Genomic DNA, 14,084 nt, shown 5'->3' with positions numbered 1-14,084 from the left:
AAAAAATTATTTAACAAAAATGTAAGCTGCTGATTTTTAGTAATGTTTACTAAAATTTCTTTTATACTAAAACGTTATAGCAAAATGGCTGATTTTCAACAAATGAGGCGCCAAAAATTTCTTTTTTCATTTATACAAAATGATATGTTCATATACAATTGGAAAATAATAATATTGCTTCCCTTCACTTTTATATAGAGTTATTAATTATATTTGTTATTTAATAAAACGATTTAGTTAATTAAATTCCTATTATCAGTTTACCCAACCTAACACTACCTATCAAAACTAAAACATGAAAAAAATTCTATTTACATTCTTTACATTTTGTGCAATCAATTTGTCTTTTGCTCAAAAAGTTCCAAAAGCAATTAAAATTACATATCAAAGGACTTCAAATGGAAAACTGGTCGAAAATCAAAATTTGATGTTTCTATTTGCTTCCAAAGATTTGAGTTTGATTACCTCTGACAAAATCATGCAGCAGAAAGCAGATTTTCCATTCGAACAAACTTTTGTTGATTTTAATACCAAAACCATTTCACAATGGGCACAACTGTATGCAACCAAATCGATTCTAAGTCACGACACTGAGGCTTTGGGAAAACAAAAATTTGAATTCAGCAATGAAACCAAAAAAATTCTGAATTATACTTGCAAAAAAGCAACGACTTCGGTAAACTCAAATAAAATTGAAATTTGGTACACCAACGAATTGGGATTGAAAGGTGGTCCAGGAGTTTTGGGACAAGATTTAGGTTTGGTTCTCGAAACCATCCGCAACGGAAATAGCACTTTGACAGCTACAAAAATTGAGACTCTAAAAGCAATCCCTTCGGTTTTGGCTATTCCTTCAGTTCCAGCAGTTGATCAATTGACTTACAAAGATTTACTTTGGAAAAGTCGCTTTGTGAATATCCCCGTTTTCAATAAAGAGCAAATACATTTTGTTTCCGACGCAAAATCGAATGACAGTATTTTTCGATTTGCGAGCGGAACGGTAATCGTTCGAAAAATTAAATTCCCAGAAATAAAAAAAGGAAGCGCTATTTATGTTGATGTTACCCAACAGTCGAACGGTGATGCTTACGACAGAACCGGTTCGGTTTTTATGATTCCAATGGACAAGAAACAATCATTTCTTGACGGATTGAAAAATGGAGTCAAAACATTGCCTGCTTATGAAAACGGAAACGGCAAAAAATACCAAGGCGTTGTGGCAACAGACGAATATACACCTTTGCTCGAAATGATGCGTTTTTTTACCCCATTTGGAGTGAAGCATTTCAACTATTTAGAGCTAAAAAACAAAGCTTGGCAAGACAGTGTTATCTATCGTCAGGACATTTCACTATTGCAGCCCAAATTGAGCAATCAGGAAGTATACATAGGAATGTTTATTGGAAATTATGATGCGGGCGGACACAAAGCGAGTTTGAACATCACAATTCACCAAGGCGAAGACAACAATCCAAAAGGTGATTTTATTTTACCCCTATTCAATACACTGAACGTAATGGAAATGGCGGGGCAGGAATACTCTACTATGTTTGACAACGAAAAAGGACTCGAAATGACTTTTGAAGTACCGCAAGGATATAAAAATTTCAAATTGAGTTATACCACAACTGGCCACGGAGGATGGGAAAATGGAGATGAGTTTTTACAAAAAAAGAACACCATTCTAATTGACGGAAAGGAAGTTTTTGGATTCACTCCCTGGCGTACCGATTGCGGATCGTACCGATTGAGTAATCCTGCTTCGGGAAATTTTGGCAACGGATTATCCTCATCTGATGAAAGTCGCTCGAACTGGTGTCCAGGAACAACAACCAATCCAAATTTGATTGATTTAGGAAATCTTACACCCGGAAAACATACAATTCGTGTTTCGATACCACTAGGAAAGCCTGAGGGAACCAGCAGTAGTGCCTGGAATGTTTCCGGATTTTTGATTGGAGAAAAATAAACATAATATCATTATCAAATACATTAACTAATTGCAGTTTCAATACCTATTGACACTGTTATTTCAAAAAACCTTAAACCTTTAAATATAAATGAAAAAACTGGCACTTAGTCTGTTGTTCTGCTCGATGAGTTGGATGGGAATACAGGCACAAACGTACACCCCTTCGGAGGGAAATATGAAAAACAGAAAAGAATTTCAAGACGATAAATTCGGGATGTTCATTCACTTCGGACCTTATAGTGTTCTTGGCAATGGCGAATGGGTTATGAACAATCAAAACATTAAAGTTACCGAATACGGAAGATTGATTAATGTATTCAATCCGCAGGATTTTGATGCAAAAAAGTGGGTTGGGATTGCGAAATCGGCAGGAATGAAATACATCACTTTCACAACACGCCATCACGACGGTTTTAGCAATTTTGATACCAAATTATCCGATTGGAAAATTACAAATACCCATTTCAAAAGAGATTTATTAAAAGAATTGGCAGATGAATGCCACAAACAAGGCATCAAATTGTTCTGCTATTATTCTCTTTTGGATTGGACAAGAACCGATTACCAATACGAAACTGGAAAAACAGGAAAAGGAACTGGTAGAACTCAAAAAAGTGATTGGGACAGCTATATTCGCTTTATGAAAGGGCAATTGACAGAGTTGTTGACCAATTACGGAAAAATTAGCGGAATCTGGTTTGACGGTCATTGGGATCAATTGGATAACGATACAGACAAAACATTGTCCTCAAAAGTAAATTGGCATTATGATGAAATCTATAAATTGATTCATTCACTTCAACCCGACTGTTTGATTTCAAACAATCATCACCTGACTCCAATTGCGGGAGAGGATTTTCAGGCGTTTGAAAAAGATTTACCAGGCGGAAACACTTCTGGTTTTGGTGGACAATCCATCTCTCAATTGCCTTTGGAAACCTGCGAAACGATGAACAATTCATGGGGTTTCAACATTACTGACAGAAAATACAAATCCACCAAAGACTTATTGCATTACATGATAAATGCAGCCAGTTTGAACGCCAATTTCCTTTTGAATGTTGGTCCAATGGCCGACGGAACAATCCAACCAGAATTTGTGGCTACATTGAAAGAAATGGGAACTTGGATGGAGCAAAACGGAAACACCATTTACGGAACCAGAGGTGGGGTAATGAAAACCCAAGATTGGGGTGTATTTACTGCCAAAGACAAAATCTGGTATGCACACATCATCAACACTCCAAAACAAACAGAGTATATTTTTATCCCTGAAATGAAGCAAAAAATCAAAAAATGTTATTTGATGGACGGCAAAAAAGAACTGAAATTCAAACAACAACCTGAAGGAACTTTTGTGTACTTGGATGGTGTGAAAATCGATTCAATAGATACGATAATCGAAATGCAAATACAGTAAATTTTGTTATCCTGTGGGGCTTTTAAAAACCCTGCAGGATTTCTTTTTTTATAATTAAATTCTAAAATACATGCTTAAAAAAATTATTTTACTTTTTGTCGTTGCTTTTCTAGCAACCGAAAAAGGAACCGCACAATCTACATTTTCAACCGAAACATTCTATAAACATGACAGTTATTTGGCTTCAGACAAATTAGAAGGTCGTCTTGTTGGGACAAAAGGCAACAATGAAGCAGCAGCTTATATCAAAAAATATTTTAAAAAATTTGGGTTGAAAAAATTTAATGACAATTATTATCAGTCCTTCAAAGTCTTTATAAAACCAGACATCAACAAAATGAAATCGGATAGTGTATCTACTCAAAATGTGGTAGGATATATTGAAGGTTCTGATGAAAACTTGAAAAAAGAATTCATCGTGATTGGAGCTCATTACGATCATTGGGGATGGGGAGGAAAAGGTTCTGGTAGCAAAAAAAAAGATACACTTGCTATTCATAATGGAGCCGATGACAATGCTTCGGGCGTATCGGCTTTGTTGTCCATTTTGGAGAAATGCCACAATGATAAAATCACTACCAAGAGAAGCATCATTTTTATTTCCTTTAGCGGAGAAGAAGAAGGTTTATTGGGATCCAAGTATTTCGTAAGCCACCTCCCTATTGATAAAAGTGCCGTAAAAGTAATGATCAACATGGATATGGTTGGCCGATTGAACGACAAAAAAGAACTGTATATGGGTGGTGCCGGCACTTTTCCTGATGGAGTGGAATTGATGAAAAAACTGGGTGAAGGCAGCGGACTGAATCCGATTGTATTTGCCGGAGATGTAGGCGGTTCAGACCACGTTACTTTTTACAAAAATGACATTTCGGCTATTGGGTTACACACAGGCGGACACCCGCAATACCATACGCCGGAAGACGATTCTGCTTTAATTAACAGAGAAGGTGCTGTTTTGGTTTGCCAATACATTTACAATGCTTTGACAGCTATTGCCAACTATGAGCAACCGCTAAGTTTTATCAAGCAAAACTAAAACACTTCAAGATTTCTCAATTGCCCATTTTAGCTGTTTAGAACAACGATTGGAATTGAATAAAGGAAATTACTTTTAAAAATAAAATCGGCGAATCTGCGGTAAAATTAACCGCAGATTCGCCGATTTATTTATGTGATAAAGATTTATTTCTTAAACGAAGCCGACCATTTTACTTCATTGGTTGTTGGATTATCCAATACCAAAACTTTTAACGAATCGCTGTGTGCGTAGTTTTACTATTTAGACGACGCGGAATCGGTGTCGATTTTTACTTTCTTCCAGTAATTGTAGCAGTATTACAATGTCATTAAGTTAAGCCTTAATTGTTCATGAGAAGCCGCAAAGAAACAAAATTTAGAACCAATTTCTTAACGCCTTCGTGTCTTTGCGAGAGCCAAATTTTTAAAAATTTAGAGAGAAATCCTTAACTTAATGATATTGTACCAATCCAAACAAGGTAATCAGTAATAATCTGAATATGATTCTTCTCATTTCATTTATTTGTTATTTAATATATCATTATATCATATAAAGAAAACCCCGACCTCAAGAAATATCTAGAGTCCGGGGTTTACCCATTACTAACAAAAAATATTAACTAAAAAATGAGCTTATTTTACATCCCAAAAGATTTTAGTACTCAAATTATCATTTGCTTTAACAGCATTGTAATTCTCAGTATTGTAAACACTCTCAGAATTTGGATATGTCCAACGTGTTGGTGGTGTTTTTCTAATACTGCTAGTCTCATCCTCTTGGAATGTTAAAACTGGAAGTTTTAATCTTCTTTGTTCAGCCCAAGATTCATCAGCTTGCATTATATTGTAATGGATATACTTTTGGAAAGCAATTAACTGCAATTGAGCAGCAGGTGTTGCAGCTCCAGCGAAGTTGATTTTAGCAATATAAGCATCAACTTCAGCAGTTGTAGGTTCTGTAGTTGGTTTCCAAGTTGTATCATCAGCTTTATCCCCTAATCTTACATAATATTCAACTGATTGTCTGATAGCTTTCTCGAAATGAGTTTTTGCCGTACCAGCATTACCCGTTCTTGCATAATACTCTGCAAGAATTAAGTTTACTTCAGCCGCATTGATTAATGTTCCTGGCAACCAGTCGTTTCTACTGATTACAGATCTATTATAGGTTGAAATTTTTCCATCAGTGATTAACTGATCTTGTACGGATGAAGCCAACAGTGGATCAAGTCCTGTATAAACACCTGCTGTATTAACTCCTTCTTCAAACAACCAAGGTTTACGAGGATCATTATTAGCATTCATGTGATCAATCATAGGTTTTGGAGCAACATTGTTGTTCCAGCTTTCTAAAGCTTCAACAAATCCTGAAGTATCCAAATCAGTATCCTGAGTGTAAACTCTGAATGCAATATTTTCTGAGTTTTCATCTACAATTTTTCCATCAGCAATGATTTGAGCAATTTCAGTATTTGCTCTTGCTGCAAAAGCAGGAACTGCAGAAACTCTGTTTAACATTCGCAAACGCAAAGAATTGCAATAGTTTTTCCAACTATCCAAGTTACCTTTATTGATCAAGTCTTGATTTTTGAATTCTAAACCAACTCCTGCAGACAAAGTAATTGAATTCAATTCGGTAGAGAAAGCTTTCAATTGATCTAACATCATGGTATATAGTTCAGTTTGGTTATCATACTTAGCCGATGCACTAGCATAATCTCCACCTGTTAAACTAATTTTTCCAGCTTCAGAAAAAGGAATATCTCCAAAGTTATCAACCATTTTTGCTGTATGATCATACAAATAGATAGTTGAAGTAATCATAAAGATTCTTTTTTCAGTCTGCTCAGCTGCAGGTAAAGAAGCCATAACTTTTTCCAACTCTCTATATTGGGTAATGAATTTGTAATATCTATCCCATCTATTGGTTACAGCAGCACCCGGAACAAAACGACCCGTTAGGTTTGTAAAACCGTGTGCTTGCGTGTATGTTAGGGAAGTTGTTCTTAAAACTGTAAAATAATTCCAGTATGATGGAATTACATCCTCATAGTTGATTTTCATGAATCCAGCAAACTGCTTAGCAACTGTAGTCGTCTCAACATTTGCAGGATTTTTATAAGCATCCGCAAAATCATCTTGCGAGCAAGAGCCAAAGAAAACAGCTGCTGACGCTAATGATATATATAATAATTTTCTCATGTTATATTTTTTTAAATTATGATTTATCAAAAATTAGAAAGATACTCTCACCATTCCTCCAAAACTTCTGGTTGCAGGAGTCGTTCCGGAATTATTTACGTTTTGAGACCATCTAGATCCTGCAGTAGTTGCCTCTGCATCCATATCCTTAATTGTTCTGTAGATATAGAACAAGTTACGTCCGAAAGCAGAAAAACTGATTTTAGAAGCACCTATTTTATTAGCCCAAACACTTGGTAATCCATAAGACAATGATATTTCTCTCACTTTGATATAGTTATTCTTTTGAATATACAATTCGTAACGTGAGCTACTGTATTGAGGACCTCCCCAGTTATAAGTCATATTATAGTAACCTGCCTGAGATATAACATTAGTGTTTGTTGCTCCACTTGCAGTCACACCATCCATTAACATACCGTCACGGTATAATGTTTCTCCGTTAGGTCCAGTAGTTAGACTATTAGCAACTTGAACACCTTGACCGCTAGCATCTTTATAGTACGTTAAACCTCCACGATCATTAGTACTGTAGTTCAAAGTTTCCTCTGTCAATCCTCTAGATTTCATCCAGTTAACCCCTGTTGGCATTAAATAACCTCCATAAGTATAATCGATATTCACATCTAAAGTTAAGTTTTTATATGTAAATGTGTTCAACAAACCACCAACACCTTGAGGCGTAGCTGTTCCATATTTCTCCCATTTATCTCCATCGATCATATAAAATCCATCAGAGTCAACCATTTTATTACCACTAGCATCTGTTTTAACAGGGTGAGCATAAATTCCTCCCATTGGTTCACCTACAACTGATTTCAACTGAGCAGCCGATCCATCATAGTCAGCATGCAATAATTCATTTGCACCGTTAGCCAATTTTACAATTTTGTTTATGTTTTTTGCCCAGTTCAAAGTGATGTCCCAAGAAAAATCCTGAGTTCTAAAAGGTGAAGCTGTCAAAGCGATTTCAAAACCTTGGTTACTCAATTCTCCTACGTTAGCCAAGATACTATTAGCTCCAGTAGTAGGTGCCAATGTCAAATTCAAGATTTGATCTTTAACTTTTGCATTATAGTAAGAAAAATCCAATCCAAGTCTTCTGTCTAAGAATTTAGTTTCGAAACCAAACTCAAACTCATTTTTCATCTCTGGTTTGATACCCTCATTTCCATAAGCAGACATTGAATTAGTAATCAATACTGGAGAAGTAGTCCCTTGAGTTCCCAAAGTAGATTGATTGAAAGCTACGTTAGCAAGGTATCTGTCTGGGTAATTCCCCACTATACCCCAAGAACCACGTAATTTTGCATAACTAATAACCTCTGGCAATTTAACCGCATCCGATAACACGAAACTTGAATTTACAGAAGGATAAGTAAACGCATTGTTATTTGGGTTCATAGTAGAAGTACGGTCTTTTCTAATGGTTCCCTCAAGGAACAAATAGTTTTTATAGTTCCCGCTCAAAGTTCCAAAAAGGGCATCTTTCACTACTTCATATTTTGAAGAAGTACTTTTTGCCGTATTTACAGATGCATTCATATCGTACCACCCTTCAACACTTAAACCACCATCGGTAAAACGAGATAAAGCTTTACCTGTTTCAGTTGATCCTGTATAACCAACAGCTGCATTTACACCGAAATCCTCATTGATTTGTTTGTTGTAAGTCAACATTACATCGCCATAAAGAATATTGTAATCTTGAGAATCCATTTGATAAGAACCTGTTCCAAATCCATAAACCAAAGGTTTTTCCACCGGATTTTCAGTTTCAATATTTACTGAAGTTAAATCAGTAGATGCACGCCCACGAAGCGCAAAATCCTTGTTAATATTATACGTTTCTGTAACACTTGCAATCAAACGGTTTGTAATTTCGTCTTGCTGATTAGCATTTGTATTCCAGAAATAATCACCAACATCCGCTTTGAATCCATTACGTATAATGTTTTCGTTTGGAGTTAAACTTTGGTCTGTACCCCTAACATATTTATAACCTAAACTAGTTTTATATTTAGCTTTGTACCAATCACCATTATCAAACGGACTAATCATACCAGTAAAGTTATTTATCAAACGATCCATAGCAATAGCACGATTATGAACATTTTGATTCATATAACTGACAATCACATCTGTTTTTAAATGTTCACCTGTTTTGAATGATGTATTCAAGTTAAGTGTATTTTTCTTATTCAAATTACCCATACTCAACCCTTGTGATTCAACGTGTGTATAAGAAAAACGAGTACTGCTATTATCAGTATTGTTTGTAAGCGCAAGGTTTGTTGTCGTATCCCAAGAATTTTGGAACAAGTTTTTGTATCCATCTTTTTGAGGTGAATAAGGACGAACCACACCATCCCAAGACATAATAGGCTTGCCATCGAACCAGTTACCAAAGTTAGAACTTCCATTTGATACCCCTCTCGTCTCTTTAATACCATCACCATCTACATCGTAATGAGCAAAACCATCTGGAGCCAAATATGCTGACGGAGCATAAGCAGGATTTGCATAACCAGGACCTCTTTCATATTGGAATCTTGGTAAGTATGCAAGTTCGTTACTTGAATAACTACTACTAAAGTCAATACCTAAACCTTTTTTCCCTTTACCTGATTTAGAAGTGATCAATACAACCCCATTAACAGCTTCAGAACCGTATAATGCAGCAGCAGAAGCTCCTTTAAGAATAGAGATATTCTCAATATCTTCAGGGTTAATATCTGCTAAACCATTACTTCTAATGCGTGAATCATTCCAATAATTATTGTTACTTACCTCTCCATCACGAATAGGCACACCATCCATAACGATAAGTGGCTGATTTTTACCAGTGATAGAGTTTAACCCACGAATCTGGATATTGATTTGTCCAGCTCCTCCTGGCGTAGAGGTAACACGAACCCCCGGCGCTTTTCCATACAAAGAGTTAGCGATGTTAGGTGAAGCTGTCTTTACAATCACATCCGATTTAATGATACTTGTGGCATACCCAATCGATTTGTTCTTTTTAGATTGCCCCAAAGCAGTAACAGTAACACCTTCAAGTTCGTTAGTAGCAGTGGCTAATTTGATTTTCACTCCATCAGCAGCTTTTACTTCCACTGTTTTAAACCCGATCGAACTTACAACTAAAGTTGCACCTTCTTTTACAGAAATTTGAAATTGTCCGTTCTCGTCGGTAATAGCTCCTCCTTCTTTTGTTCCTTTTTCCTTAACAGTAACAGCAGGAACTGGCATATTGGCATTATCCGTAATTACCCCGGAGATTTTTTTGTTTTGCGCATTCGCACCTTGGAAGCACAACACCGTTAGAAAAACTAACAGCGACTCATATAACAGTTTTCTCATAATTAGTATTAGTTTGGTTTTGTTTTGTTTTGAATTTATTTAAATTAAAAGGTTTTTATTTCTGGAAAAATATTAAACACTAGGCCCTTTAATTATATATTACCTATTTCTTGATCAAGCTTTTGGTAACAATTAGTTTACTAGATTAACATATCTCTACTTCTTTTATATCATAAGCAATTGTTTTTTTTCATTTAACATTCTGTTTAATTTTCTTTAAATACTTTAAAAATCTTACTATATCGTTTTAGTTTTGCTTTTAAAAAAAAAGGCCATCAGTTTTAAACCGACTCCCTTATAATTAAGCTTCCTTTTTTTTCTTCTTTCTCGATCAAATAATTACTTTTATCATTCATCTGCTTCATCAATAATCTTACTGTTTTTTTACCCATTTCCTCGATTGGCTGCGATAACACGGTAATTGACGGAGAATGCAACCTAAAACTGTCATGGTCGTCAAAACTAATCACTGCTTTATCCGCAGGAATTTTAATTTTTATTTTTTTAAATGACTGCAAGCCTGCAAGCAACAGATAATTTGCCCCAAACAATACAGCGTCAATTTCTGGAGTATTACTCAAAAAATCACTAATCTTTTCAATTCGCTCTTCTTCGGTAATATGGTATTCCAAATCAAGAATTCTAGAGTCATCGTATAAACCCAATTCTTTCAACGTATCTGCATATCCTTTTTTTCTTAACTGCATTTGAACCAATTGAGAAAAATTAGTTACAAACGCAATTTTTTTAAATCCCTTTTCCAAAAAATAACGGGTTGCTGTTTGAGCTCCTCCAAAATTATCCAACACTACGTGACTAACGTTTTGCCCTTCAAAATATCGGTCAATCAAAACAACAGGACGTTGAAGCTCTAACAATCGATCAATAGTAGTTTTCATACCCGCCGTTGGTGTGATGATAAAACCGTCAACATTTGCCTGTAACAGACTGTTAACCAACTCAACCGCACGTACATCATCTCCTCCAGTACTACAATAAAACACTCTATAGTTTAATTTTATAGCCTCGCTCTCAATCACTTTTGCCAATTCAGAAAAAAACTGATTTGAAATATCCTCCACAATAAGCCCAATAGATCTTGTCTTACCAGTCCTAAGACTACTGGCAATCATATTGGGTTTGTATTTCATATCTTCAGCTACTTTAAGAACTTTCTTGATCACTTCGTTACTTATCCCCATCTTCTCCCCTTTATCATTCAAGACAAACGAAACCGTTGTTACCGATACGTTTGCTGCTTTGGCGATATCCTTTATAGTGATCATTTTTTTCATAAAGTGTTAATTCTGTCTTAAACTATAGTTAAGTTATTTTTAACAAATATATACAATAAAACGTTTTACAAAAACGTTTTAGTATTTTTTTTTCACAAAGAGCATTTTTTTTTTAATCTCCCAATTCTTCTAAATTAAATTCGCAACACACTACATATAAAACAAATACAATTTAATAATTTCTCACTATATTTCAATAAACAATCCGAATCCTGTAAAACTTAAAACTCTAAAAAATATCTAATCAAAATAAAAAATTATACATTTTTTTAACAAATCCCATACTTCACTAAAATCATTGCACTACTTTTTGACTTCCAACTTTTCATTAAGTATTATTTCTAATTCTTTAACCATTTCAGGAAATTGACTGGCTAAATTATTTTTCTCACCTCTATTATTGCTTAAATAATAAAATTGGCCTGCTCTTTAGGCAAAATTAGAATACTTTATAAGGTTCCCCTTGAATGGTTAGAGAGTTAAAACTACCTGTAGATTTATTAGGTTGACCGCCCCCGATATATATATCAATCTTTTTGGCACTCTCTGTCAAATTACCATCACTATCAGTCAAGGCGAGTTCTTCTGGAGTTAGGGTAAAACTTACTTTAGCAAATTCCCCTTTATTTAAATGAATTCTTTTGAATCCCTTTAAGGAATGGATTGGCATTCTTTTGTTGTTATCTTCTGGATGTACGAGATACAATTGTACCACTTCGTCCCCATCCCTATTTCCAATATTTTTCACTATTGTACTCACTTGAATGTTAGCTCCTGTCTGCAAAACTGAATCATTCTCTAATGGACTGTAGCTGAAATTTGTATAACTCAGCCCGTAACCAAATGGGTATCTAACGGCTCCTTTAAAATAACGATAAGTACGATTTTCCATTGAATAATCTTCAAAGGCAGGCAAGTCCTTATCACTCATATAAGTTGTCAATGGCATACGACCAGAAGGATTATATTGTCCAAAAAGCACATCGACGATGGCATCTCCTGCAGCTTGTCCTCCATACCATGCCTGCAAAATAGCATCTGCATTCTTGCTTTCCCATTGAAAATCCATAATGGAGCCCGACATATTGACCACAATCACTGGACGTCCTGTTTTTTTCAATTCTTTCAAAAGTTCTGTCTGTACTGGTGGTAATGCAATGGTGGTTCTATCTCCACTAGCAAATCCCGAATAACCGCCGGCACCCGCATCACCAGCTTCCCCTTCATAATCCGCACTGATACCGCCCACGAATATAATCACATCCGATTTTTTGGCCTGTGCCGCTACTTGTGCAAATGAAGGTCCATCTTTCAGTTTATCGACAATATTAACCCCTTTCATATAGTCAACCTTAATCTTACCTCCAAAGCGTTTTTGCAAACTGCTATAAGGTGTAATAATCTCACTTGGAGTACCATAATAATTGGCTAACTGTGTATGACCATTATCTGCATTGGGGCCTATTAAAGCGATTCTCTTAATTTTAGAATCATTTAGCGGAAGCACATTTTTCTTATTTTCCAACAGTACCATTGACTTTTGCGCCATCTCGTAAGCGTGTTTTTTGTGTGCATCGCAATCAATTACTTCCCTGCCAATAGATGCATAAGGCACTCTGTCTGCCGGATCGAACATTCCTATTTTGAAGAGAATCTTAAACAAACGGGTTAATGAAACATTAATATCACGTTCCGAAAGTAATCCCTTTTTAACCCCCTGTTCCAATAATTGATACAAGTTACCACACTCCAAATCCGTTCCGCTCAACAAAGCATCACTTACAGCCTCCGTATTGTTCGCATGTGTCTTGTGAAATTGTGCAAAATCACTGACTGCCCAACAATCGGAAGTTACATAGCCATCAAAATTCCATTGATTATGTAAAATATCTGATAATAGTTTACTGTTTCCACAACAAGGCTGTCCGTCCAAACGGTTATAAGCACACATCACACCATGAACCTTTGCCTTGGTAATGAGTTCGCGAAAAGCCGGCAAATAGGTATCCCACAAATCGTATTTTGAAGGTTGAACATCAAAAGAATGACGGTTATGTTCGGGACCACTGTGCACGGCATAATGTTTGGCACAAGCCACCGCTTTTAAGTATTTTGGATCATTTCCTTCCAATCCTCTTACAATTGCCGATCCCATCTTTCCTGTCAAGTAAGGATCCTCTCCATAAGTTTCCTGTCCTCTTCCCCAACGAGGGTCTCGAAAAATATTGATATTCGGGGTCCAATACGTTAGTCCTCTATAAATTGAACCTGTTTTACCGTTTCGTAAGTCTTCATTAAAAAGTGCACGTCCTTCAGAAGAAGCAATATCACCCATTTTCTGTAAAGCCTCCGCATCAAAAGTCGCGGCCATACCGATGGCTTGAGGAAAAACAGTTACTTTTTCGCTGGTACGAGCAACGCCATGCAAGGCTTCGTTCCACCAATTGTAAGCAGGTACACCAAGACGCTCGATGGCAGGAGACTGATGTTTCATCATACTCACTTTTTCTTCTAGAGTCAATCTGGATATTAGATCTTTTATTCTTACATCCATATCCAAATCCGGGTTACGAAAAGAGTAATTTTTATTTTGTAACTGCCCGTAACCTATAGAAAAGATACTCATTAGCAAAGTCATAAAAATCCATTTCTTCTTAGTATTCATGGTTTATAGTTTTATTTGGCATTATTATCATTAATTTTTTAAAATCAATTATTTCACATTTTTCACAGTACCATTATTGTTTAATGAAACCGATACCTCTGCTCCTGCTTTCACTTCAAGTTTTGGCCATTTTGTAAAATTTTGTAC

At 35.8% G+C, this 14,084-nt stretch carries 7 protein-coding genes; 3 read left to right on the top strand and 4 right to left on the bottom strand.

Annotated features, from left to right (window positions below):
- The first annotated feature begins 295 nt into the window (after positions 1-295).
- From HQN62_RS09855 to HQN62_RS09845, 3 genes are all read left to right on the top strand, one after another.
- Positions 296-1,969 carry a GLPGLI family protein gene (locus HQN62_RS09855; RefSeq protein WP_173504233.1) on the top strand — a complete coding sequence of 558 codons (1,674 nt, stop codon included), beginning with the start codon at positions 296-298 and terminating at the stop codon, positions 1,967-1,969.
- A 91-nt stretch (positions 1,970-2,060) separates the two neighbouring features.
- The gene (locus HQN62_RS09850) at positions 2,061-3,392 is read left to right on the top strand and encodes an alpha-L-fucosidase (RefSeq protein WP_173504232.1); all 1,332 of its coding nucleotides are present in this window, start codon (positions 2,061-2,063) and stop codon (positions 3,390-3,392) included.
- Between the two features lie 70 nt (positions 3,393-3,462).
- Positions 3,463-4,431: a M20/M25/M40 family metallo-hydrolase gene (locus tag HQN62_RS09845; protein ID WP_173504231.1), complete on the top strand. Its 969-nt coding sequence runs from the start codon at positions 3,463-3,465 to the stop codon at positions 4,429-4,431.
- Positions 4,432-5,045: 614 nt separating this feature from the next.
- Here HQN62_RS09845 and HQN62_RS09840 read toward each other — a convergent pair.
- The 4 genes from HQN62_RS09840 to HQN62_RS09825 form a co-directional block, all read right to left on the bottom strand.
- On the bottom strand, positions 5,046-6,614 hold the full coding sequence (locus tag HQN62_RS09840; protein WP_116795411.1) for a SusD/RagB family nutrient-binding outer membrane lipoprotein: 1,569 nt from the start codon (positions 6,612-6,614) through the stop codon (positions 5,046-5,048).
- Positions 6,615-6,647: 33 nt separating this feature from the next.
- Complete coding sequence (locus tag HQN62_RS09835) at positions 6,648-9,977, bottom strand: SusC/RagA family TonB-linked outer membrane protein (protein WP_173504230.1); 3,330 nt, start codon at positions 9,975-9,977, stop codon at positions 6,648-6,650.
- Between the two features lie 281 nt (positions 9,978-10,258).
- Entirely contained in the window at positions 10,259-11,272 is a 1,014-nt protein-coding gene (locus HQN62_RS09830; protein WP_173504229.1) for a LacI family DNA-binding transcriptional regulator, read from the bottom strand.
- 439 nt (positions 11,273-11,711) lie between these two features.
- Entirely contained in the window at positions 11,712-13,937 is a 2,226-nt protein-coding gene (locus tag HQN62_RS09825; protein ID WP_173504228.1) for a glycoside hydrolase family 3 C-terminal domain-containing protein, read from the bottom strand.
- Between the last annotated feature and the right edge of the window lie 147 nt (positions 13,938-14,084).

Source organism: Flavobacterium sp. M31R6, assembly GCF_013284035.1.
Lineage (GTDB): Bacteria > Bacteroidota > Bacteroidia > Flavobacteriales > Flavobacteriaceae > Flavobacterium.
The sequence above is the reverse complement of the archived record's forward strand: the minus strand, read 5'-3'. Positions and strand labels throughout refer to the sequence as shown.

What these genes read in the sequence shown, in the direction of transcription:
- HQN62_RS09825 (WP_173504228.1), bottom strand. Translation starts at nt 13,937, where the DNA reads ATGAATACTAAGAAGAAATGGATTTTTATGACTTTGCTAATGAGTATC.
- HQN62_RS09850 (WP_173504232.1), top strand. Translation starts at nt 2,061, where the DNA reads ATGAAAAAACTGGCACTTAGTCTGTTGTTCTGCTCGATGAGTTGGATG.
- HQN62_RS09855 (WP_173504233.1), top strand. Translation starts at nt 296, where the DNA reads ATGAAAAAAATTCTATTTACATTCTTTACATTTTGTGCAATCAATTTG.
- HQN62_RS09830 (WP_173504229.1), bottom strand. Translation starts at nt 11,272, where the DNA reads ATGAAAAAAATGATCACTATAAAGGATATCGCCAAAGCAGCAAACGTA.
- HQN62_RS09840 (WP_116795411.1), bottom strand. Translation starts at nt 6,614, where the DNA reads ATGAGAAAATTATTATATATATCATTAGCGTCAGCAGCTGTTTTCTTT.
- HQN62_RS09835 (WP_173504230.1), bottom strand. Translation starts at nt 9,977, where the DNA reads ATGAGAAAACTGTTATATGAGTCGCTGTTAGTTTTTCTAACGGTGTTG.
- HQN62_RS09845 (WP_173504231.1), top strand. Translation starts at nt 3,463, where the DNA reads ATGCTTAAAAAAATTATTTTACTTTTTGTCGTTGCTTTTCTAGCAACC.